We start from the raw sequence: 22,348 nt of genomic DNA, 5'->3' as shown, positions 1-22,348 counted from the left end.
TCACTTCATTATCTGGTTGAGCGCTCATGCTTCCCGAATGTCAGCTGTTCGGCACCCTTGGATGCCATCTCTGTGAAGTAGCCGAAGCCATGTTGATGGAGTTTGTCGAGCGCGGCCTGCTGGTGGAACTGGTGGATATCGCCGACGATGAAGCGTGGTTCGCCGCTTACAGCCTGCGGATTCCGGTGTTGCGGCGGGTCGACACCGGCGCTGAACTGGGCTGGCCGTTCAGTGCCGATCAGGTAGTGGCGTTCCTGCATTAAGCGGTTTTTGCGCTGGCGGCATGTCCCGCCTGTCGAACTTTGCGATTGATCCCCTTGGCTTAATCGGTGTTGATCGGATACTGTATGCTCATACAGTTATTCGCCGCGCCTGCCTTGCCGTTCCTGATTTTCGGGAGTGAGCCGGCAAGCCCGGGCGTGAGAGGGATGAATCGTGGTCAATGTCGAACAGTTGAAGAACAGCGTGAACCGGATGTCCGCAGACGTCGTGCGCGAGGCCGTCCTTGAGTTGCGACTGGATGGTCTGGTGACCGAAGGAAAAACACCCTTCAACAAAACGCATTTCAATACCTGTTTCGCAGAAATCGAGGCCTTGTTTCAACGCGCGGGATATCACCGGCAACTCGATGTCGTGGGTTACCAGGGATTGTTGTACGCCCTGTATGACCCCGCTCGCTGGGAAGCGGTCGATGTGCTGCGCTGGCTCAAGGAGTACACCGAAGCGGCGGCGCGCACGCCGATCCCGGCTTGAGAACGCCCCCTAGGTTCATTCCCCTTGCTGTTGGATAATGCCGATCTGTACTGAGGGTTAGAGCTTTCTTATGTCCACTTCTTCTTTTTCCGCGGCACACAGTCAGGCAAGTACGCTTTACTTGCCACCCGGCCCGTGGCACACCGTTGTCGATTGCCTGTGCGAGCATTTCAGCGCCATCGGTCGCGAACAATGGCTGGACAGAATCGCCCGTGGCCGGGTCCTCGATGGGCAGGGCATGCCGATAGCCCTCGATCTGGCCTACAAGGAAGGTTTGCGGATTCATTATTTTCGCGAAGTGCCGGATGAAAAGCCGATCCCGGTGATCGAGTCGATCCTGTACGCGGACGAGCATCTGGTGGTTGCCGACAAACCGCACTTTCTGCCCGTGACGCCGGCTGGCGAATACGTCGAACAGACGCTGCTCAGGCGCTTGATCCGTCGCCTGGACAATCCGCATCTGGTGCCATTGCATCGCATCGACCGGCATACCGCAGGGCTGGTACTGTTTTCCGCCAATCCGCAGAGTCGTTCGGYTTATCAGTCGTTGTTTCCAACCCGGCAGATCGAAAAGCGCTACGAGGCCATCGCAGCGGCGTTGCCTGACCTTGCTTTCCCGCTGGTTCATAAAAGCCGACTGGTCGATGGCGAACCGTTCTTCCGCATGCAGGAGGGGCCCGGGGCCAGCAACACCGAGACAGCGGTGGAAGTCAGGGAGAAGCAGGGGGATCTCTGGCGTTATGGTCTTTACCCGGTGACGGGCAAGAAACATCAGTTGCGGGTACATATGGCGGCGTTGGGGGCCGGTATCTGCAATGATCCGTTTTACCCCGAGGTGCTCAAGGATGCGCAGGATGACTACGCCAATCCATTGAAACTGCTGGCTCAGGGGCTGAAATTTATCGATCCGGTCACAGGCCAGGCGCGAGAGTTCGAGAGTGAAATCACCCTGCAATGGTGATCAAGAAGCGAACCTGAAACGCTGTTCTTCAGGCATGAAAAAGCCCGCATCAAGCGGGCTTTTCTGTATCCGGCGGTGCCAGGATTACAGCTCTTTAACGGTACGAACCTGGTCCTTGTTGATGCGGGTCTGTTTGCCATCGAGCTGTTCGAATACGTAGAAGCCGGAATCCTTGTCGAACTGTGGCGTGTCGACGGCCTGGATTTCGCGACCGTCATTCAAGGTGAGCACCGTAGGCGACGCGCAACCGGCGAGGGTGGCGAGGCCGAGTGCAAGCATGAAAGTGGCGAGGGTCCGTTGAGTCATGAGTGTGTTTCTCCGAATAAGAAATCTTTGGTTACTGAATTTGAGACGTGCACCGTTCGCGCAAGTTCCTGATTAATCTCAGTCTGACACAGTGTTATGACCGCTTAACAGTTCCGGCGTGTTGAGGTTGGCCAGCCGAGGGTCCTTGTCGGGACATTGCAGTGCGGTCGCACCGAGCTTGCGCATCAACCGGCCAGGGCTGCGCTCACCTTCGTTCCAGGCGTTTTCAAATGCTGCCCTGTGTAGCACAGGAATCACACACAACAACGGTTCCCAGTGGTCGTCATGCCGCACCATCAGCGGCTTGTCCGGATGCAGGTTGGCGGCCTCGCGCATACTGCCGATCAGCGCCGCATCAATGCCGGGAACGTCACAGGGCAAGACCAACAGATGGGTATGGCGAGCCGCTTTCAGGCCTGCGCGAATACCGGCCAATGGCCCGGGGAAGTCACCTTCATCATCGTGGACCAACTGGTCGGCGTAGGGCTCGTACTTCTCAAGGTTGCGATTGCAGGAGATGATCAGGTCATCGGTCAGTGGACGGGTCTTGCGGTGCAAGTGTGCAATCAGCGGTTCGCCGTGCCAGTCCAGCAATCCTTTATCCCGACCGCCCATACGTTGGCCGCGCCCGCCCGCCAGGAGCAGAATGGAGCAGGGTGGCAATTGTGAATTCGAGGTCATGGCAGGTCTCCATGGGAGCGGCGAAAAAACGGAGCGCTGTGATATAACACCGGGCTGTTTCTCCTACAACTGGACGAGCCGATGAAAGCCAAGGCTGATGTACCTTTCGCACCGCTGAATATTGCAGTGCTGACTGTCAGCGATACCCGCACACTGGAAACCGACACCTCAGGTCAGGTCTTTGTCGACCGCCTGACCGCTGCGGGTCATAACCTGGCAGCCCGGGTGATGCTCAAAGATGACCTCTACAAAATTCGCGCGCAAGTCGCCAACTGGATTGCCGATGATGTCGTGCAGGTTGTGCTGATCACCGGCGGAACCGGTTTTACCGGGCGTGATAGCACGCCGGAAGCCGTCAGTTGCCTGCTGGACAAACAGGTTGATGGATTTGGTGAGCTGTTTCGCCAGATCTCGGTTGCCGATATCGGCACCTCGACCGTTCAGTCCCGGACGCTGGCCGGTCTGGCCAATGGCACGCTGGTTTGCTGCTTGCCGGGCTCGACCAATGCCGTGCGCACCGGTTGGGACGGCATACTGGCCGAGCAGCTGGATTCGCGGCATCGCCCGTGCAATTTCGTGCCTCACTTGAAACAGGCAGCGCCTTGTGAATCCCGTGGGTAAGCCTGGCAAGACTGGCAGCCTGATGCCCGTCGAGCAGGCGTTGGCGCGCTTGCTGGAAATGGCCGAGGCCTCAAGGATTGTCGAGCGCGAACGCTTGCCGTTGGCGCAGGTACAGGGGCGTGTACTGGCTGAAGACCTGGTGTCGACCCTTGACCTGCCACCCTGGCCCAACAGTGCCATGGATGGTTATGCCTTGCGCATGGCCGACTGGACGGGAGAGCCGTTGGTGGTCAGTCAGAAGGTGTTTGCCGGCCAGGCCCCCGATCCGTTGCAGCCAGGAACCTGTGCGCGCATTTTCACCGGGGCGCCTGTTCCCGCCGGTGCCGATTGCGTCGAGATGCAGGAAAATGCCGAGGTTCAGGCGGATGAGCGAGTACGTTTCACCGAAGCCTTGACCCGAGGCCAGAACATCCGTCCCCAAGGCCAGGAGACGACCGTCGGCGAGTTGATTCTGCCGGCAGGTACGCGGTTGGGGCCGATCGAGCAAGGATTGGCTGCCTCGTTGGGGTGCGCTGAGCTGGAGGTGGTTCGCAAGGTGCGTGTAGCGGTGCTGTCCACCGGCGACGAATTGATTGAGCCTGGGCAGACGCTGGGGCCGGGACAGATCTACAACAGCAACCGGGTGTTGTTGTGCAGCTGGTTGCAGCGTTTGGGATGTGAGGTCGTCGACGCGGGCATTCTGCCGGACAATCTGGAAGCCACTCGTTCCCGACTGGGTGAATTGAAGGATGTCGACCTGATCCTCTCGACCGGTGGCGTATCGGTTGGGGAAGCCGATTTTCTGGGTATCGCCTTGCGCGAAGAGGGCGAATTGACGCTGTGGAAACTTGCCATCAAGCCCGGTAAACCGCTGACCTTCGGACATTTTCGCGGTGTGCCGGTGATTGGCTTGCCGGGCAATCCGGCATCGACCCTCGTGACTTTTGCATTGTTGACCAGGCCCTATCTCCTGCGCCGTCAGGGTGTAAAAGAAGTCGAGCCGCTGAAGGTGCAGGTTCCGGCAGGGTTTGACTGGCTCCAACCTGGCAATCGGCGTGAGTATTTGCGCGGACGGCTGGAAAACGGCAGGGCGAGGATCTACAAAAACCAGAGTTCTGGCGTACTGCGTAGCGCTGCCTGGGCTGATGGATTGGTAGAAGTCCTGGAAGGTCGCACGCTGGTTCAGGGCGATAGCGTTTTCTTCATTCCGCTGAGTGAAGTTCTGAGCTGATAGTTTCAGCGGCTTGGCCACACAAAACCCGGTTGATTGAACCGGGTTTTGTGTTCAAGGCCACTCAATGCGCCATAAGCAATGAAATAACCTGCTCGAAACGGCTATTGGCGATCCAGCCAAGGAGGCAGAGGATCACGGCTGTTCCGCAGGCGGAATAGGCAAGCCTGTGCTTGATGGATTTGACGTCATCCCGGACTTCGTCCATGTCCCTGCGCAAGCTCTTGAGGTGTGTTTCCAGCTCGGTGACGCGAGGTTCCATATCAACTTCTCCCGTGGCTTTTGTGCTGTTGCGGCATTCAGCTCGATGGCCTGCATTTTTATTATCAGTGAGCGGCAAGACCGAAATGGCCGGTGATCCGAGGTTTTGGCTTTGCATGGCACGTCCTTGTGGTGTCCTGCTGTAGCCACCAAAAGTCTACCAATTCAGGTTTTCGGTCAATTGAGCCGATTCCTCACTTCTTGTAAGAAAAGTCCTGCCGTGTGGGGGATCAAGACTGCCCGACTGGAAGTAATTCGTTTTCTTGCGACTTTTAACGGGGGGGGGCTTCTGGCGTCGACAGCATGTTTATTCGTGCGCGCCTGCCCTGGAAGGGGACAACTTGCGTTTCTCGGTTCGCCCGGCGGCGTTACTCGTGCATCTGCCTGAGGATTCGCCGCTCTAGTCGTCAAGGCTGATGATTTGTTCGCGCACGGCAAACAGCACCAGGCCGGCCACATCGTAGATCTGCAGACGCTTCATGATCTGCGAACGGTGGGTTTCTACGGTCTTGACGCTCAGCCCCAGGCCATTTGCGATCTCTCGAGTGGATTTTCCGCGAACGATCAACCGCAGGATTTCCAGCTGACGTGCCGTCAGGTTGTGCGAGTCGGCAGGTTCGGGTTGGTGCTTCTGGTTTCGGGTCAGCGCCTGGTTGATCACCGTGTGGGCAATGGCCGGGCTCAGATAGCGCTCGTTGTTGCGCAAGGCCTCCAGCGCGTGCTCGAGCTCGGTCGCCGTGGTGTCCTTGAGCAGGTAGCCATGGGCTCCGGATTCCAGCGCCTGCATGATCAGGGCCGGGTCGGTGTGCATCGAGAGGATCAGGACCTTGCTCTGCGGGCGCACCCGCTTGAGTTGCTGCAAGGCTTCGAGGCCGCCGGTCTGACGCATCGAAATATCCAGCAGGACAATATCCGGGGACAGATGCCCGACCATTTCCAGCAACTGCGAGCCGTCATTGGCCTCACCGATGACGGCATAGCCGGGCAGATCCATTACCAGGGCGCGCACGCCAGCCCTGATCAGCGAGTGGTCATCCACCAGTAGTAAATTACAAGTCAATGCATAACCTTATTCGAACTGGCCCGTTCGAGCGCACGGGGCGCCCAGGGAAAAAGAGCTTCGATTTGAGTGCCTTTGCCCGGCTCGCTGGTAACGGTCAGCGTGCCGCCCAGTTGATCGATCCGTTCCGACATCCCGGCCATACCGCGTTGCCCTTCACGACCGGGGTCGGTTGCAGGCGCGAAGCCCTGTCCGTCATCGCTGATCTGCAGCTTCAGGCCTTGTGGCAGACGCTGCAGGCATACCAGCAGGTTCTTGGCCTGGGCATGTCGCAGGATGTTGGTGACCGCTTCCTGGGTAATACGGAAAGCTGCCACAGCCATTTCCTCCGGTATGCCGGTCAGGCGCTGCTGGCATTCCAGGCTCCAGTGCACCGGGGTGTTGGTCAGGGTCTTGAGCAGGTGCGCGCGCAGACTGGCTTCCAGCCCGAGGCTGGTCAACTGCCGGGGATTGAGAATGGCGGATACGTCACGAACTTTGGTCAGGGTTTCTTCCAGCGTGTCGCAGAGGACCGAGCATTGCTCCTGGAGTTCTTCGGGCATCCGGCGTTTGAGCCAGTCACTTTGCAGTTTTGCAGCGGTCAGCAATTGACCGATGTCGTCATGCAGTTCCCGGCTCAGCCGGTGACGCTCGTTTTCCTGAACCTGCAACAGTCGGTCGGCCAGTTCCTGGGGCTGGAATTTGATGGATTTGCGCGAGAGGCAGTACTGCACGGCCACACTGGTCAGCGCCGCAACGTTGAGCACCAGCAATGACAGGGGCAACGGGATGGACAAGCCATAGACCAACAGACTGCCGAGCGTCGAGCAGGCGCATAACAACAGCGTGAATGTGCGTGCGTTCTCTCGGGAAGGTGGCCACGTGGCGATTGACTTGAGGCTGGCGTGCATAGCGGATGGAGCCAATGGATGTTCGCTGCGGGCAGACCGGTCAAGCTGGCTGACAGGCCCCTGTTTTTTAATCTGGAGCGTCGACTTCAACGGGGTGTACTTTTTTGGAGAAATCAGCCCCAAACTGTCCGGCTGCAACCACACTGCCACTAATTGGCATCAACTAACAGGCGGCATAGTAGCACTTAAGATACCGTTGGTCGCGTCCGTATATATGTCCGAAAAGTCAGGAGTCCGGTCGTTGGGGGATGGTTCCATAAAGGAACAAGTTGGTTGATGTGTTTGTTGAAAGAGGTCGTTTATAGCTATGAAAAAATCAATTGCGACATGTGCGCACTCAAGTTACAGCGCGGTATTGATAACCAAAGCATGCGATACGACATGGTTCGGCAAGTTCAGGCCTGTCGCTGCGAATAGGAAACGAGGGTGAACGGCCTGGAATTGACCGGTGGTTGAAACCGGCTTTGTCCGACCTGAAAGGCAAAGGCTTCAATAAGGGTGACCTGCTCACTGTCGTCGAGACTGAGCTGTCCGGTGGTCTGGTCGATGAGTTCAAGTTGCCAGGCAATCAGGGTCAGGCAGTCTTTCAAGGCACTCAGCGCCTCGTCGTGCAGGCTCATGGTGTTCTGGGCGTGGTTCAGCAGACCATGAATATGCAGAGAGAATTCAGACACGGCCGCCAACGCCAGGGCATCGGCCTTGTTGGCCAGCTTGAGCAGTGTGCTGAGCATGCAGTCGATGGCGTCCTTGTCATTGCTGATCAGTTGCAGATGACTCAGGCATTCCTCGGTTTTAGCCAGGAGTGTTTCAGCCTCGACGAGGAACTCCGGGAGCCGCTGGGCCCACTTTTTACGGTCGTTCGGCATACTTATCTCCACAACGTCATGTCAAATGAGGGGATAGCGAGTGTGTCGACGAGGGCGGTCGGGACCCCGGCATTGCCGAATCGTCGGGTGAACGAACTTCGGCTGGCCCGCAGGCAGGCAGGGGAACACGAGAGGGTGGTTGGCCACTTACTTGCGATCGCACACAAAAGCCTGACTCCGTTCATGCATTGAGAATGGCGTCACATTAATGGCTATTGGATATTGCGAATATCAGGTTGCACCTGATTGTTGATAGGGGAATCCCTTACGCAGCGGAACCTTTCGCGCGAACCTGGGTCGCGCTGTGCAGAAGTGCGGCAGATGTAATCACAGCGCCAGTAAAGCATGATGTTAATGTGACATCAATGCCCGGGCGTGGCATTTTAGAGTGGGTCAAGCTTCGGCAAAAACAGCCGATAACATTCTTTAAGTGAATTCATCCGAACAAGACCAGGAGTCATTGATGGCCGGCATTCTCGACACGGTAGACCAACGCACGCAACTGGTGGGTGAGAATCGCCTGGAAATTCTCATGTTCCGGCTCGCCGGACGGCAATTGTTCGCGATCAACGTCTTTAAAGTACAGGAAGTCTTGCAACTGCCAAAGTTGACGCTGATGCCGCAGCGCCATCCTTTTGTGTGCGGCGTGGTCAACCTGCGTGGCCAGACCCTGCCGGTGATCGACCTGTCCCAGGCTATTGGTATGCGCCCGTTGGTGCCGGGGCCTGGCAGTACGATCATCGTCACCGAATACAACCGTTCGGTGCAGGCCTTCCTGGTCGGTGGCGTGGACCGGATCGTCAACATGAACTGGGAAGCCATCCTGCCGCCACCGAGCAGTGCCGGCCGTCAGCACTACCTGACGGCCATCAGCAAAGTCGATGATCAACTGGTGGAAATCATTGACGTCGAAAAGGTCCTGGCCGAAATCGTCCCGTACAACGCCAAAGTCTCCCGCGACAAGCTCGAAGATCCGGTACTGGAACGTGCCCGTGGCCGTGAGGTGCTGCTGGTGGATGACTCGAACGTGGCCCTGACGCAATTGCGCGATACCCTGGGACAGCTCGGCGTGAAGATGCACATCGCCAGCGACGGGTTGAAGGCCTTGAACATGCTCAAGGCCTGGGCCGATACCGGCGTAAACATGACCGACAAACTGCTGATGGTCTTCACCGATGCGGAAATGCCGGAAATGGATGGCTATCGCCTGACCACCGAAATTCGCAACGATCCACGCCTGCGCGGCTTGTACGTGGTGCTGCACACCTCTTTGTCCGGTAGTTTCAACGACTCGATGGTCAAAAAGGTCGGCTGCGACAATTTCCTCTCCAAGTTCCAGCCGGACAAACTCGTCGACGTGGTGCGCCAGCGCCTGATGCTTGATCAAGTACCTGCCTGATCAAAACACGATCATTGTGGGAGCGAGCTTGCTCGCGATGGCGATATTGCATTCAGCATCAATGTTGACTGTCCTACCGCTATCGCGAGCAAGCTCGCTCCCACAGGGGTGCAGTGTTTGCTCGTCAGCCTTTGATTCGGCCGTAAAGCTCGTATAGGGTGGCGTTTTTGCCTATCAGGGAGCTGGCCATGTTGCGTCTGAGCGCGCTGTATCGTTATCCGTTGAAGTCCGCGAAGGCCGAGACCTTGCAAGCGATCGATCTCGATAAACTCGGACTGGGCGGCGATCGCCGCTGGATGCTGGTGGACGAGGCCAGCGGGCGCTTCCTGACCCAGCGTGCGGTGGCGCAGATGAGCCAGTTGTCCGCGTTGTGGAATGCCGAGGGAGGTTTGACCCTCAGTGCGCCCGACCATTCGCCGATCGACGTTGCCTTGCCCGGTAACGATGCAGAGCTGCGTGGCGTGACGATCTGGCGCGATACCTTGCGAGTCCCCGATGCAGGCGATGAAGCTGGGGCCTGGGTCAGCCGGTTCATTGGCAAACCGACGCGCCTGGTGCAAGTGCCACTCGATCGGGCGCGTATGACCGAGGCCGGCTATGGCAAGGATGACGACCAGGTGGCGTTCGCCGATGGCTATCCACTGTTGCTGATCGGCCAGGCTTCCCTCGAGGACTTGTCGCAACGGGTCGGGCGTCCGTTGGAGATGCTGCGTTTCCGGCCGAACCTGGTGATCGAAGGCAGTGAAGCGTTCGCCGAGGACGGCTGGAAGCGTATCCGTATCGGCGAGCTCGAGTTCCGCGTGGTCAAGTCGTGCTCACGTTGCATTCTGACCACCATCGACCCGCAAACCGGGGAGCGCAGCGGCGACCGCGAACCCTTGGCCACCTTGCAGAAATACCGCTCCCAGGCGGACGGCGCCATGTTCGGCCAGAACCTGGTCAACGACGGCAACGGTCGACTCGAAATCGGCATGCCGGTGGAGATCCTGGAGTAGAAACTCTCGACTCATCGCCCGCACAACGAAAAATGCCCGTGTCCTGAGACACGGGCATTTTTTTCGCAGTGACTTTTTTCGGTGAAGCCCCGCGGGTTTAGCCGCGGTATTCGCACAGGTAGGCAGTGTCGACGGCCACTTTCAGCTGGAACTTGCTATTGGCCGGCACGTTGAACTGGCTGCCGGCGGCGAAGGTTTCCCAGTCGCCGCTGTCCGGCAGCTTGACGGTCAGTGCACCGCTGACCACGTGCATGATTTCACGCTGGCTGGTGCCGAATTCATACTCGCCCGGAGCCATGACGCCGATGGTCGCTGGACCTTCTGCGGTGCCAAAGGCGATCGACTTGACGGTGCCGTCGAAGTACTCGTTGACTTTAAACATGGGCGATTCCTCGAAAAGGGCTGAAAAGGGCCGGCCAGTATGCACAAGGCCCTTGACGTCGTCACCTGTCTAAAGCGGCAGAACCAGCGGCAGCAGGCGTGCGGTATTGCGCGCATCTTCCAGCGCCCGGTGTTGCTGGCCGGTGAACTGCAAGCCGGCCAGTTGCAAGGCGCCGTTCAACCCCAGCGGACGTTCCAGGCGTCGGGCCTTGGCAAAGCGCTGTTTGAGGTTCATGTGCGGCACGTTGGCCAGCATGCTGGCGAGTCCCTGTTGCTGCCAATCCTGAAGCAATTGTTTGCGATCGTAATCGCCCCAACTGGCCCAGCCCTCAAGTCGTGTGCGGTGTTGGCCGAGCCAGCGTTCAAATGCCGGCCAGACTTCGCCCAGCGGTTGCGCGGCATCGATGTTGGCTTGGGTGATGTGTGTCAGCTCGCGGCAAAACGGCGTCAGTAACGGCCGCCGCAAAGGCCGGACGAAACGCTGGAACTGGTCCAGTTCGCGTCCCTTGCGGTCCACCAGGGTGGCGCCGATTTCAATGATTTCCATATCCGTTACGGGCCAACCACCTTCATCGGTGGTGGCCTCCAGATCGATGACCAGCCAGTGAGGCATTGCAGGTTTCCTGGTATCCGCGTCCTGTAGGGTTTGAGCGTAGCCAAACCCGGCGGTTCCGCCTAGCGGCTTATTCGACCTCCAACAGAATCTGCCGGTTTTTTACCTGATCCCCTACTTTGACTTGCAGGCGTTTGAGCACACCGTCGATGCCCGATTTCAACGGGTGCTCCATTTTCATCGCCTCCAGTACTACCAGTAACTGGCCCTTGCTCACGGGGCTGCCTTCATTGACCAGGACGTCGACAATCGCCCCGTCCATCGGTGCCTTGAGGGTGCCGGAGCTGACACCGGCCTGGCTGGTCACCTGCGCCTGAGTGCGATCCTCAAATTGCAGGCTGCCTGGACGGGTAAACAGCCAGAGCTGCCCGGCCTCCAGGCGATAAGCGTGGCGCTGGCGGATCCCATCAATCTCAAGGGTGGCCCAGCGTCCATCGTTGTGGATGATCTTCAGTTCGAGGCTGTGCTCGGCGACCTGAATGCGCAACGGCTCGCCCGGGATCGCCTGCAACGCTACCGGCCAGTCCTGATCCTCAAGGCCGATGCGGTAGCGCAGCGGCACGCTGGCGTTGTTGCGCCAACCGCCAAGCGGGGCCGGGTGAGCCTGTGCTGCAGCCTGATAGAACAGGGCGGCGGCGATGGCCAAGCGGTGCGCGCCTGGGGTCTCGGGATGCAGGCAGGCGTGGTCGGCGAAGTGCTGAGGGATGAACCCGGTGCTGAAGTCCCCGCCGGCGAACTGCGGGTGTTCCAGCAGGCCGGCAAGCAGGCGTTGATTGCTTTGCAGGCCGAGCAACACGCTGTCCTGCACTGCCCGCAGCAGTTTGCGCCGGGCTTCCTCGCGCGTGGCACCGTGGGCGATGAGCTTGCCGAGCATCGGGTCGTAGAAGGGGCTGATGATCTGGCCTTCGATCAGGCCGTGGTCGATCCGCACACCGTCCTGCAATGCCGGTTCCCAGGCCACGACGCGCCCGGTTTGCGGCAGAAAACCCTGAGTCGGATCTTCGGCATACAGACGTACTTCCATGGCATGGCCCTTGAGTTGCACCTGCTCCTGGCGCAAGGGCAGCGGCTGTCCTTCGGCGATATTCAACTGCCAGGCCACCAGGTCCAACCCGGTGATCAGTTCGGTCACCGGGTGTTCCACTTGCAGCCGGGTGTTCATTTCCAGGAAGAAAAACTGCCCGCGAGCATCCAGCAAAAACTCCACAGTGCCCGCGCCGACGTACTTCACCGCGCGCCCGGCCTTGAGCGCCGCTTCGCCCATGGCCTGCCGCAGTTCAGGGGTCATCACCGGGCAGGGCGCTTCCTCGATGACTTTCTGATGCCGACGCTGCACCGAGCAATCGCGTTCGCCGAGGTAAATCAGGTTGCCATGCCGGTCGCCGAACAGCTGGATCTCGACATGACGGGGTTCTACCAGTGCCTGTTCGAGAATCAGCTCGCCGCTGCCAAAACCGTTCAGGGCTTCGGAGCGCGCGGTGCGAATCTGTTCCAGCAAATCGCCGGCGTCGTGCACCAGGCGCATGCCGCGTCCACCGCCGCCCGCACTGGCCTTGATCATCAACGGATAGCCGATGCGTCCGGCTTCGCGGCTCAGGGTGGCGTCGTCCTGTTCGGCGCCTTGATAGCCTTTGATGCAGGGCACGCCGGCTTCGAGCATGGCGATCTTCGACAGGCGCTTGCTGCCCATCAGGTCGATGGCCTCGGGGCTGGGGCCGATGAAGGTGATGCCGGCGTCCTGGCAGGCGAGGGCAAACCCGGCGTTTTCCGAGAGGAAGCCGTAGCCCGGATGGATCGCATCCGCGCCGGTGCGCCGGGCCGCGTCGAGGATGGCCGGGATGTTCAAGTAAGACTGTTGCACCGGGGCCGGGCCGATGTTGACCGCTTCGTCGGCCATCTGCACGTGCAGCGCATCGGCGTCGGCGTCGCTGAACACGGCGACCGTGCGATAGCCCAGCGCCTGGGCCGTGCGCTGGATGCGGCAGGCGATTTCACCGCGGTTGGCGATGAGGATTTTTTTGAGTCCGGGCATGGGTAGGCTCTCTGATTTTTTGCGGTGTCTGGTCGGGCCTCATCGTCGGAACGCCGCCCGGAGCAAGCTCGCTCCCACAGGGTTTATGAACGACACAAATCCAATGTGGGAGCGAGCTTGCTCCGGGCGGCGTTCCGACGAAGCTTTTAAATGGCCCACCCCGGCTTGCGTTTTTGCACGAAAGCCATCGTTCCCTCGACGCCTTCCGCCCCGGTCACCGCTTCGCTGAACCATTGCGCCGCTTGATCGAGCAACTCATCCGACGGCTGTCCGGCACTCGCCAGCAGGAGTTTCTTGGTCATCGCATTCGCCTCGGGCGCACAACACAACACATGGGCCAACACCTCATCGAGACGCTCGGCCAGGGCCTGCGGATCATGCTCGACGAAATGCACCAGTCCCATGCGCCGTGCCTGGTGGCCATCAAAGCGGGCCGCGGACAGGGCCAGTCTTCGGGCCTGGGTCAAACCGATGCGCTGCACCACGAACGGCGCGATCTGCGCCGGCAACAAGCCGAGGCTGGTTTCCGGCAGGCCGAATTGCGCCTGGTGATCGGCCATGGCGATATCGCTGACACAGGCCAGGCCAAAACCACCGCCGAGTACCGCGCCTTGCAGCACCGTGATCACCACTTGCGGAGCCTGTTGCACCTCCTGCAGCAACGCACCGAACACCCGATTCATATCACGGTGAGCGCTCGAACCTTGAGCGCGGGCACTGGCGATGTCCTTGAGATCGCCACCGGCGCAGAAGTGGCCTCCGGCACCGCCGATCACCAGCGCCCGAACACTTCGGTCATCGCGCACGGCTGCCAGCACCGAACGCAACTCGGCGACCATCTGCAAGCTCATCGCATTGCGGCTGTCCGGGCGGTTGAGGGTGATGTGCAATACGCCGTTGTGCAGTTCCAGCAGCAAGGTCTGGCAAACCGGCAGGCTGCTCATTTCTTTTTCCCCGGCAGGATGCCCATGAGTTTGCAGATGATCCCCAGCATGATTTCGTCGGCGCCGCCGCCAATCGATACCAGCCTCACGTCACGGTAGGCGCGGGCCACCGGGTTGTCCCACATGAAGCCCATGCCGCCCCAATATTGCAGGCAACTGTCGCTGACTTCGCGGCCCAGCCGCCCGGCCTTGAGCTTGGCCATGGAGGCCAGGCGCGTAACGTCCTGGCCTTTGACGTATTGCTCGGTGGCCTGATAGACCAGCGCCCGCAGGCATTCGATTTCGGTTTGCAGTTCAGCCAGGCGGAAGTGGATCACCTGATTGTCGATCAGCGCGTTACCGAAGGTTTTGCGCTCCTTGCAATATTCGATGGTGCTGTCGACGCAATACTCCAGGCCCTTGATCATGTTGGCCGCGCCGAACAGGCGTTCCTCCTGGAACTGCAGCATCTGCATCATGAACCCCGCGCCCTCATGGCCGATGCGGTTGCGCTGCGGCACGCGCACGTTGTCGAAAAACACCTGGGCGGTTTCCGAGCTGCGCATGCCGAGCTTGTCCAGGTGTGAACTCAAACTGATGCCCGGCGTGTTCATCGGCACCATGATCAGCGATTTGTTGATGTGCGGTTTGTCGTCGGAGGTATTGGCCAGCAGGCAGATGAAGTCAGCGCTCGGCGAGTTGGTGATCCACATCTTGCTGCCGTTGATCACATAATCATCGCCGTCCTTGCGCGCCGTGGTTTTCAATCCGGCCACGTCGGAACCGGCGCCGACTTCGGAGACACCGATGCAGCCGACCTGCTCGCCGCTGATTGCCGGGCGCAGGAACTCGTCGCGCAACTCATCGGAGCCGAACCGTGCCAGGGCGGGTGTGCACATGTCGGTCTGCACGCCGATGGACATCGGTATGCCGCCGCAATGAATGGTGCCGAACTCTTCGGCCGCGACGATCGAATAGCTGTAGTCGAGGCCCATGCCGCCGAATTTTTCCGGTTTGGAAATGCCCAGCAAGCCAAGGTCACCGGCCTTGCGAAAGACTTCGTGGATGGGGAAGCGCCCGGCCTTTTCCCATTCCTCGACGTGCGGGTTGATCTCGTGCTCGACGAATTGGCGCACGGTGCGGCGCAGTGCTTCGTGTTCCTGGGTGAAGATCATTTTTATTGTTCTCCTTGAGCCGGCCTAGAACCGGGCTACGCCAAAACTGTTGGCCTGCAATGGCCGCACCTCGGCCTCGTGACAGATGTCCAGCAAGTAACCCAGCAAAGTCCGGGTATCGCGTGGGTCGATCAATCCGTCGTCCCATAGATTGGCGCTGCCGTAGAGCGCCGTGGACTGGCTGTCGAGTTTCTGCGCGGTGACCTGTTCGAGCATGTCGAGCATTTTCGGGTCGGGCACCAGGCCGTCCTTGGCCTGTTTGGCCTCGGTGACGATGCGCAGCACTTTGCCCGCTTGCGCACCGCCCATCACGGCGGTGCGGCTATTGGGCCAGGCGAAGATGAAGCGCGGGTCGAGGCCGCGTCCGCACATCGCATAGTTGCCGGCGCCATAGGAACCACCGACGACGATGGTCAGCTTCGGCACGCGGGCGTTGGCCACCGCCTGGATCATCTTCGCGCCGTGTTTGATCACGCCTTGCTGTTCCGATTCGGTGCCGACCATGAACCCGGTGGTGTTGTGGAAAAACAGCAGCGGCGTCTGGCTCTGGTCGCACAGCTGGATGAACTGCGCGGCCTTGCTTGCGCCTTTTGGCGTGATCGGGCCGTTGTTGCCGATGAAGCCACAGGCGCGGCCCTGAATTTTCAGATGGCCGCACAGGGTCTGCTGATCGAACTCGCCTTTGAATTCAAGAAAGTTCGAAGCGTCGGCGAGACGAGCGATGATTTCACGTACGTCGTAGGGTTTTTTCGGATCACCCGGGATCAGGCCCAGCAGTTCGTCGATGGGGTAGAGCGGCTCCTCCCAGCGACGTTCGGGTAGTGGGGGCAACTGCTCGTTCCACGGCAGCAAGGCGACGATCTCGCGCACCTGACGCACGCCGTCAGCGTCGTTTTCAGCCAGGTATTCGGCGGTGCCGGCGGTTTGTGCGTGCATCTCGGCGCCGCCCAGTTCTTCATCGGTCGCGACTTCGCCGGTGGCGGCCTTGAGCAGTGGGGGACCTGCGAGGAACAGCTTGGCCTTGCCGCGCACCACCACCACGTAATCCGACAGCCCCGGCTGATAGGCGCCGCCCGCCGTGGCCGAGCCGTGCACCACGGTGATCTGCGGCAAACCCATGGCCGACATCCGCGCCTGATTGGCAAAGCTGCGTGCGCCTTCGACGAAAATCTCCGCCGCGTAATTGAGGTTGGCGCCGCCACTTTCGGCGAGGGTGATTACCGGCAGTTTGTTTTCCATGGCGATCTGTTGCAGGCGCAGGGATTTCTTCAAACCGCTGGGGGAGATGGTCCCGCCCTTGATCGCGCTATTGTTCGCGACTACCAGCACACGCACGCCAGACACGTAGCCGATGCCCGCGATCAAACCGCCACCGGCGCAGCTGCCGTCCTTGTCGTCGTGCAGCTTGTAGCCGGCCAGGCTGGCCAGTTCGAGAAACGGCGCGCCGGGGTCCAGTAGCAGATTGAGGCGTTCGCGAGGCAATAACTGACCACGTTTTTCGAACCTGGGTTTGGCTTCGGCAGCCTTGTTCAGCAGGTTCTGTTCGAGCGCGCGGACTTGCTCGATGGCGCTCAGCATCGCAGCGCTGTTTTGGGCGAACTGCTCGCTGTGGGGATCGAGTAACGACTGAATCACCGGCATGGGTTATTCCTTGTCCTTCAATACGTCTGGTATGTAGGCGCGGTGGAAACCGTTGTACGACTCGCTGTTGGTTGCCTTGTGGATTGGCCAGGCGCGCCCGCCGAGGCTGGCGGCGCCGTCGATGCGCAAGGTGCTGCCGCTGACGAACGCCGCTGCCGGGCTGAGCAGGAAAACAATCGCCGCGCTGACTTCCGATTCGGTGCCGATGCGCTTGAGCGGCACGTGTTCGCGCAAAGTCGGAATCGCAGCCTTGAATGCGCCTTCGTAGGTGTCCATGCCGCTGGAGGCAATCCAGCCCGGTGCCACGGCGTTGACCCGCACCCCGGCATGACCCCATTCGTACGCGGCGGTCTTGGTCAGGTTGTCCATGCCCGAACGTGCCGCGCCGGAGTGACCCATACCGGGCATGCCCCCCCACATGTCGGCGAGCATGTTGACGATGGCGCCGCCGTGCTTGCTCATGGACTGGTTGAACACTTCCCGGGCCATCAGGAAACCGCCCACCAGATTGGTGCGCATCACGGTTTCGAAACCCTTCTGATTGATCGATGCCAGGGGCGACGGGTACTGCCCGCCCGCATTATTGACCAGGCCATGAATGGGGCCGTGCTTGCGAATCAATTCGCTGACCAGGTGCTGCACCGGTTCTTCCTCGCGGATGTCGCAAACCGCCCAATCGGCCTTGCCGCCGTCGTCAGTGATCTCCGCCGCAACGGTTTTGAGTTTGTCGGCCTTGCGCCCGACCAGCAGCACATGGGCGCCGAGGGCCGCCAGTTCGTGGGCGGTGCAGCGGCCGATGCCACTGCCGCCACCGGTGACGATGATGTTTTTGCCGGCAAACAAATCGGCTTTGAAAATCGAATCGTAGGCCATGGCGGCAATCCTCTAGTTGAACTGGTCGGCGATGCGCTGCGGCACCGGAATCTGGATTTCCAGCAGTTGCTGGGCGAAGGCCTTGCCTTGCGGATCGATTCGCAGGCTGGCGACACCGCCGCCGCCGAGGGCGTTTTCCAGCAGGAAATTCAGGCTGTGGCTGGCGGGCAAGTACCAGCGCTCGACTCGCCCGTGGATGGGATCGAGGACGTGGCCCATCCAGTCGACGATCACTTCCGGGGTCAAGGCTTCGGCGATCCATGGCAGCAACTCGGGCTCGCGGGCCATGACGCCGATGTTGCTGTGGTTGCCTTTGTCGCCGGAGCGAGCGACCGCCAGTTTGACCAGGGCCACGCTGGCGTCGGCCAGGCCAACCGGTTTCGGTGGCGCGAGCGGAGCTGGCAGGTCCAGCGGGTCGAGCACATCGAGGGCGGGCAGGGCACACGGGTGGCGCTGACCCATGCAATCAATGTCCAGCGTGCAGGCGGTTTTGTCGATCAGGAACGAGAACAGCCGGATCAGCGGATACACCGTCGGCCGGCCTCCGACAATGCCGGTCAGCCCCGGCGCCATGCCGGTGGCGGCCTGGGCGATTTCCCGGGAGAACACGATCAAGGCCTGCTTGTCCGGATGGCGTACCGCGAGTTTGATCACCACTTCGCGGCTGTCCTGACGCTGGCCGTGGGGCCCGTAGGTGGCCTCGCTGCCCAGCAACTCGATACTCACGTCGCTGTACGGCGCCCAGCCGCGCTGGTGGAACATTTCCGAGGTCTTGTTGATGATCGCATCGCTGACTCGCCGCGCCTTGTCGACGGCATCGATGCCGGCAATCAGGCAACTGGCGGTGCAGCGAAAACCATCGGGGCAGGTGGCGCTGACCTTGTATTGAGCGGTCGGCGGCAGACCTTTGGCGCCGTGTACCTGCACCGCGTTCTTGCCCTGTTGCAGCAGTTTGACCTGAGTGAAGTCGCACACCACATCGGGCAGCAGATATGCCCGGGGGTCACCGATTTCGTACAACATCTGCTCGCCCACCGTCAGCGGCGTGACCAGTCCGCCGGTCCCTTCGGGTTTGCTGACGATGAACTGGCTGTCGGCGCTGACTTCGACGATGGGAAAGCCGATGTGTTCGTAGTCGGGGACGTCGCGCCAATCGGTGAAGTTGCCACCCGTGCATTGGGCGCCGCATTCGATGATGTGCCCGGCCAATGCCGCTTGGGCGAGCTTGTCGTAGTCGTGCCACGACCAGCCGAACTCATGCACCAGCGCAGCGCTGACCACCGCACTGTCGACCACGCGCCCGGTGATCACGATGTCCGCCCCCAGACGCAGGGCTTCGACGATGCCCGGTGCGCCGAGGTAGGCGTTGGTCGAGACGCACATCGATGGCAGAGGCGCGCCGCTGAACATTTCATGGATGCCCAGGTTGCCTAGCTGTTTGAATTGCGGCTGCAGATCGTCACCCAGCAGCACGGCGATCTTCAGCGCCACCCCGGCCTTGTCGCAGGCTGCTTGCAGGGCGGCGGCGCAGGCTTGGGGATTGACCCCGCCAGCATTGCTGATGACCCGAATGTTGCGCGCCGCGAGTTGCGGCAGCAGGGGCGCGAGGACTTCGATGAAGTCGCCCGCATAGCCGGCCTGGGGATCTTTCATCCGCGCGCCGGCCATGATCGACAGAGTGATCTCGGCCAGGTAGTCGAAGACCAGATAGTCCAGATGCCCGTGTTCCACGAGTTGCGCTGCAGCGGTCGAGGTATCGCCCCAGAAGGCGCTGGCGCAACCGATACGAATTGTTTTAGGTGCAGTCCATTCCATAGCCACCTCCAACCGAAGTGCGTCGACATTACCAAGCAAGCGCTTGGTTTGTAAATGACTTGATTATCTTATGCCCAAGCGCTTGCTTGGTTGCATCCATGAGCTTAAATTGCCCGCGCAACTCCGGTGTTTTCGGGGGGATCGGCGTTATTGATTGATCGACTGTAGGAGATAACGGGTGGACGAGCAAAAAGCCCTGAGGGTCATGCGTGAATTGGTGGACGACGGCCAATTGACCGACCCGGACAGCGCCCGTGGCAAGCTGCTGCAAGTCGCGGCCCACCTGTTCCGCAATAAAGGCTATGAACGCACGACCGTGCGCGATCTGGCCGGCGCGGTGGGTATTCAGTCCGGGAGCATTTTCCACCACTTCAAAAGCAAGGACGAAATCCTGCGCGCCGTGATGGAGGAAACCATACGCTACAACACCGCGTTGATGCGTGCGGCCATCGCCGAGGCCGGCAATGTGCGCGAGCGGGTGCTGGCCTTGATCCGGTGTGAATTGCAGTCGATCATGGGCGGCAGCGGCGAGGCCATGGCCGTGCTGGTCTATGAATGGCGCTCGCTGTCCGAAGAGGGCCAGGCCAAGGTCCTGGCGCTGCGGGATATCTACGAAGACATCTGGCTGCAAGTACTGGGCGAAGCCAAGACCGCCGGTTTTATCCGCGGCGATGTGTTCATCACTCGGCGGTTCCTGACCGGCGCATTGTCTTGGACCACCACCTGGTTTCGCGCTGACGGCAACATGAGCCTCGATCAGTTGGCTGATGAAGCGTTGATTCTGGTGCTGGAAGACCGGCAATAAAATTGTATTGGCCAGCATTAAACTGGCTAACTGGACGAAACCGCCTAGCTTGAATGCATTGATGCCGTTTTATTGGGGAGTGGGGTTGTTTTGATGGATTCGCCAATTCGGACAGCCTCGCAGCTTTTGCTGGCGATGCTTGCAGCGTCAACGGTGATGCCGTCCCAGGCTGCGCAGCTGGTGCGCATTGGTGCCGCGCATTTTCCGCCCTATACCGTGCGCCCGGAATCCGGGGCCGATACCGGGTTGCTGCCGCAACTGGTCGAGGCTCTGAATGCGTCGCAAAGTGACTACCAGTTTGTCCTGGTGCCCACGTCCATTCCCCGGCGCTTCGGTGACTTCAAGCAGAGCCGGGTCGACATGGCCATCTTCGAGAATCCGGCCTGGGGGTGGGAAGACATTCCCCATACTTCCGTCGACATGGGGCTGGAAGACGCCGAGATTTTTGTCGCGCAACGCCTGCCCGATCGACAGCAAAGCTATTTTGCCGACCTGAGCGGCAAGCGTCTGGCTCTGTTCAGCGGCTATCATTACGAGTTCGCCAACTTCAACGCCGATCCCCAGTACCTCGCGAAAAACTACAATGCCACGCTGACCTATTCCCACGACAGCAATCTGCTGATGGTGTTGCGCGATCGTGCCGACATCGCCCTGGTCACGCGCTCTTATCTGTTCGACTACTTGTTACGCAATAAAAAAGTCGCTGACGAGTTGCTGGTGTCCCAGCGCGTTGACCAGATCTATCACCACTACGCCATTCTCCGACCGACCGCGCCCATCACTGGTGAGGCCTTCGGCAAGTTGTTGCAAGGCTTGCGGGACAACGGCCAGATGCTGAGGATTTTCGATCCGTACAAGATTGCGTTGGTGCCGATCCCGCACAACGAACCGGCGCCACAAGTCGCCAATTGACGGTCTTTTCCTGAATTTCCTGCCATGACTCACCGAGTTGCACGTGCAATGACTGGAGCGTCTCAGTCGTCCCGAAGGGCAAGCGATAGGGGCGGTAATATGCTGCGGGCGCCGGGCGCGATCAACCGATGGCGTTGCTGGCCGAGCGCGGCCTCGAATTGCTGGGCATGATCATTGGCAGCTTCAAGCGGGCTTGCCCGCGAAGGCGGTGGCACAAACGCACACACTCCAGCGATTGACGAGGGACTGTCTGCCGCTCAGTCTTTCGGCTCCATTTTTACTCGCGCAGACAGTCGATGCCCTTCGTAACGATAGACGGACAACCCCTTCACTACATCGATCAAGGCACCGGCCCGGCGGTGCTGCTGGCCGGCAGTTACCTGTGGGACCAGGCCATGTGGACGCCGCAGATTGCCGCGCTGGCGCGACAGTATCGGGTGATTGCCCTGGACCTGTGGGGGCACGGCCTATCCGGGCCATTGCCTGTCGGTACGACATCGCTGGATGACCTGGCGCGTCAGGCCCTGGTCCTGCTCGACCATCTGGACATCGAGCGGGTCACACTGGTTGGCCTGTCGGTCGGTGGCATGTGGGGCGTGCGCCTGGCGTTGTCGGCAGCGCACCGGGTCAATGGCCTGGTGTTGATGGACACCTACGTCGGCGCTGAACCGGAGCCGACTCGCCAGTATTACTTTTCATTGTTGAAGCAGATCGAAGAGGCGGGTGTCATCACTCCAGCGCTGCTGGATATCGTGGTGCCGATTTTCTTCCGGCCGGGCATTGATCCGCAGTCGGCGCTCTACCGGGATTTTCATGCTTCCCTCGCGGCTCTACCCGCGGATCGCCTGCGTGAAAGCATCGTGCCGATGGGGCGGATTACGTTTGGGCGGGATGATCTGTTATCGCGTCTGAGCGAATTGGACGCAGCGAGCACGCTGGTAATGTGCGGTGATCAGGACCAACCGCGTCCGCCCTCGGAGGCCCGTGAAATGGCCGGGTTGATAGGCTGCCCGTTTGTGCTGGTGCCGGAGGCGGGGCATATTTCCAATCTGGAAAATCCCGGGTTCGTCACCGAAGTGCTGTTGGAGTTTTTGGCCGGGAGGGCTTAGTTGAACTTGCCGACGCCATCGCGAGCAAGCTCGCTCCCACAGGGATATGCGAATACCTGTGGGGGG

Annotated in this window: 24 protein-coding genes and 1 pseudogene; 11 read left to right on the top strand and 14 right to left on the bottom strand. The window is 60.2% G+C overall.

What is annotated here, in order from left to right:
- Positions 1–26 precede the first annotated feature (26 nt).
- The 3 genes from AC1DU9_RS19765 (at position 27) to AC1DU9_RS19755 (ending at position 1,714) form a co-directional block, all read left to right on the top strand.
- On the top strand, positions 27–263 hold the full coding sequence (locus AC1DU9_RS19765; RefSeq protein ID WP_223463443.1) for a glutaredoxin family protein: 237 nt from the start codon (positions 27–29) through the stop codon (positions 261–263).
- Positions 264–435: 172 nt separating this feature from the next.
- Positions 436–753, top strand: a complete 318-nt coding sequence (locus tag AC1DU9_RS19760; RefSeq protein WP_457266288.1) for a transcriptional regulator — start codon at positions 436–438, stop codon at positions 751–753.
- Between the two features lie 70 nt (positions 754–823).
- Positions 824–1,714, top strand: coding sequence for a pseudouridine synthase (locus AC1DU9_RS19755; protein WP_477810671.1), 891 nt, complete (start codon positions 824–826; stop codon positions 1,712–1,714).
- A gap of 84 nt (positions 1,715–1,798) precedes the next feature.
- Here the strand turns inward: AC1DU9_RS19755 and AC1DU9_RS19750 are convergent, their stop codons facing one another.
- Complete coding sequence (locus AC1DU9_RS19750) at positions 1,799–2,020, bottom strand: YgdI/YgdR family lipoprotein (protein WP_223463445.1); 222 nt, start codon at positions 2,018–2,020, stop codon at positions 1,799–1,801.
- A gap of 78 nt (positions 2,021–2,098) precedes the next feature.
- Positions 2,099–2,701, bottom strand: coding sequence for a molybdenum cofactor guanylyltransferase MobA (mobA, locus tag AC1DU9_RS19745; protein ID WP_457266290.1), 603 nt, complete (start codon positions 2,699–2,701; stop codon positions 2,099–2,101).
- A gap of 81 nt (positions 2,702–2,782) precedes the next feature.
- On the opposite strand from mobA, the gene moaB reads away from it, so the two are divergent.
- Together moaB and AC1DU9_RS19735 are read left to right on the top strand one after the other, a co-directional pair.
- The gene (moaB, locus tag AC1DU9_RS19740; protein WP_457266291.1) at positions 2,783–3,322 is read left to right on the top strand and encodes a molybdenum cofactor biosynthesis protein B; all 540 of its coding nucleotides are present in this window, start codon (positions 2,783–2,785) and stop codon (positions 3,320–3,322) included.
- Positions 3,306–4,532, top strand: coding sequence for a molybdopterin molybdotransferase MoeA (locus tag AC1DU9_RS19735; RefSeq protein WP_457266292.1), 1,227 nt, complete (start codon positions 3,306–3,308; stop codon positions 4,530–4,532). The genes moaB and AC1DU9_RS19735 overlap by 17 nt, the downstream gene beginning before the upstream one ends.
- Positions 4,533–4,596: 64 nt before the next feature.
- On the opposite strand, the gene AC1DU9_RS19730 is transcribed toward AC1DU9_RS19735, so the two are convergent.
- Positions 4,597–4,911 (bottom strand): hypothetical protein, encoded by a 315-nt coding sequence (locus tag AC1DU9_RS19730; protein ID WP_457266293.1) that lies wholly within the window; start codon positions 4,909–4,911, stop codon positions 4,597–4,599.
- 164 nt (positions 4,912–5,075) lie between these two features.
- Between AC1DU9_RS19730 and AC1DU9_RS19725 the strand changes: the two are divergent.
- Positions 5,076–5,197 (top strand): annotated as a pseudogene (locus tag AC1DU9_RS19725) (lipid kinase YegS); the annotation flags it as partial.
- Here the strand turns inward: AC1DU9_RS19725 and AC1DU9_RS19720 are convergent.
- From AC1DU9_RS19720 to AC1DU9_RS19710, 3 genes are all read right to left on the bottom strand, one after another.
- Entirely contained in the window at positions 5,194–5,853 is a 660-nt protein-coding gene (locus AC1DU9_RS19720) for a response regulator (protein WP_429370773.1), read from the bottom strand. The pseudogene AC1DU9_RS19725 and the gene AC1DU9_RS19720 sit on opposite strands and share 4 nt — an antisense overlap.
- A complete protein-coding gene (locus AC1DU9_RS19715) occupies positions 5,850–6,743 on the bottom strand; it encodes a sensor histidine kinase (protein ID WP_457266295.1) in 894 nt (297 codons plus the stop codon). Before AC1DU9_RS19715 ends, AC1DU9_RS19720 begins: the two co-directional genes overlap by 4 nt.
- Positions 6,744–7,138: 395 nt before the next feature.
- Positions 7,139–7,609 (bottom strand): hypothetical protein, encoded by a 471-nt coding sequence (locus tag AC1DU9_RS19710; RefSeq protein ID WP_477810670.1) that lies wholly within the window; start codon positions 7,607–7,609, stop codon positions 7,139–7,141.
- 463 nt (positions 7,610–8,072) lie between these two features.
- On the opposite strand from AC1DU9_RS19710, the gene AC1DU9_RS19705 reads away from it, so the two are divergent.
- Both AC1DU9_RS19705 and AC1DU9_RS19700 read left to right on the top strand, forming a co-directional pair.
- Positions 8,073–9,008 carry a chemotaxis protein CheV gene (locus AC1DU9_RS19705; protein ID WP_477810669.1) on the top strand — a complete coding sequence of 312 codons (936 nt, stop codon included), beginning with the start codon at positions 8,073–8,075 and terminating at the stop codon, positions 9,006–9,008.
- A 188-nt stretch (positions 9,009–9,196) separates the two neighbouring features.
- On the top strand, positions 9,197–10,003 hold the full coding sequence (locus tag AC1DU9_RS19700; protein ID WP_477810668.1) for an MOSC domain-containing protein: 807 nt from the start codon (positions 9,197–9,199) through the stop codon (positions 10,001–10,003).
- Positions 10,004–10,100: 97 nt separating this feature from the next.
- On the opposite strand, the gene ppnP is transcribed toward AC1DU9_RS19700, so the two are convergent.
- From ppnP to AC1DU9_RS19660, 8 genes are all read right to left on the bottom strand, one after another.
- Complete coding sequence (ppnP, locus tag AC1DU9_RS19695; RefSeq protein ID WP_283188768.1) at positions 10,101–10,385, bottom strand: pyrimidine/purine nucleoside phosphorylase; 285 nt, start codon at positions 10,383–10,385, stop codon at positions 10,101–10,103.
- Positions 10,386–10,454: 69 nt separating this feature from the next.
- Positions 10,455–10,997 (bottom strand): 3'-5' exonuclease, encoded by a 543-nt coding sequence (locus tag AC1DU9_RS19690; RefSeq protein ID WP_477810667.1) that lies wholly within the window; start codon positions 10,995–10,997, stop codon positions 10,455–10,457.
- A gap of 70 nt (positions 10,998–11,067) precedes the next feature.
- Positions 11,068–13,029, bottom strand: coding sequence for an acetyl/propionyl/methylcrotonyl-CoA carboxylase subunit alpha (locus tag AC1DU9_RS19685; RefSeq protein ID WP_477810666.1), 1,962 nt, complete (start codon positions 13,027–13,029; stop codon positions 11,068–11,070).
- A gap of 146 nt (positions 13,030–13,175) precedes the next feature.
- Entirely contained in the window at positions 13,176–13,973 is a 798-nt protein-coding gene (locus AC1DU9_RS19680; protein ID WP_477810665.1) for an enoyl-CoA hydratase/isomerase family protein, read from the bottom strand.
- Positions 13,970–15,127 (bottom strand): citronellyl-CoA dehydrogenase, encoded by a 1,158-nt coding sequence (atuD, locus tag AC1DU9_RS19675; RefSeq protein WP_477810664.1) that lies wholly within the window; start codon positions 15,125–15,127, stop codon positions 13,970–13,972. Before atuD ends, AC1DU9_RS19680 begins: the two co-directional genes overlap by 4 nt.
- A gap of 24 nt (positions 15,128–15,151) precedes the next feature.
- Positions 15,152–16,768: a geranyl-CoA carboxylase subunit beta gene (gene atuC, locus AC1DU9_RS19670; RefSeq protein ID WP_477810663.1), complete on the bottom strand. Its 1,617-nt coding sequence runs from the start codon at positions 16,766–16,768 to the stop codon at positions 15,152–15,154.
- A 3-nt stretch (positions 16,769–16,771) separates the two neighbouring features.
- Positions 16,772–17,641 carry an SDR family oxidoreductase gene (locus tag AC1DU9_RS19665; RefSeq protein WP_477810662.1) on the bottom strand — a complete coding sequence of 290 codons (870 nt, stop codon included), beginning with the start codon at positions 17,639–17,641 and terminating at the stop codon, positions 16,772–16,774.
- Positions 17,642–17,653: 12 nt separating this feature from the next.
- Positions 17,654–19,456, bottom strand: a complete 1,803-nt coding sequence (locus AC1DU9_RS19660; RefSeq protein WP_477810661.1) for an acyclic terpene utilization AtuA family protein — start codon at positions 19,454–19,456, stop codon at positions 17,654–17,656.
- A gap of 178 nt (positions 19,457–19,634) precedes the next feature.
- Here AC1DU9_RS19660 and AC1DU9_RS19655 point away from each other — a divergent pair, with 178 nt between their 5' ends.
- The 3 genes from AC1DU9_RS19655 (at position 19,635) to AC1DU9_RS19645 (ending at position 22,282) form a co-directional block, all read left to right on the top strand.
- Entirely contained in the window at positions 19,635–20,261 is a 627-nt protein-coding gene (locus tag AC1DU9_RS19655) for a TetR/AcrR family transcriptional regulator (protein WP_477810660.1), read from the top strand.
- A gap of 93 nt (positions 20,262–20,354) precedes the next feature.
- Entirely contained in the window at positions 20,355–21,173 is an 819-nt protein-coding gene (locus AC1DU9_RS19650) for a substrate-binding periplasmic protein (protein WP_477810659.1), read from the top strand.
- Positions 21,174–21,469: 296 nt separating this feature from the next.
- Complete coding sequence (locus AC1DU9_RS19645; protein ID WP_477810658.1) at positions 21,470–22,282, top strand: alpha/beta fold hydrolase; 813 nt, start codon at positions 21,470–21,472, stop codon at positions 22,280–22,282.
- Positions 22,283–22,348 lie beyond the last annotated feature (66 nt).

The organism is Pseudomonas sp. P4_C1 (assembly GCF_056402155.1).
The sequence above is the reverse complement of the archived record's forward strand: the minus strand, read 5'-3'. Positions and strand labels throughout refer to the sequence as shown.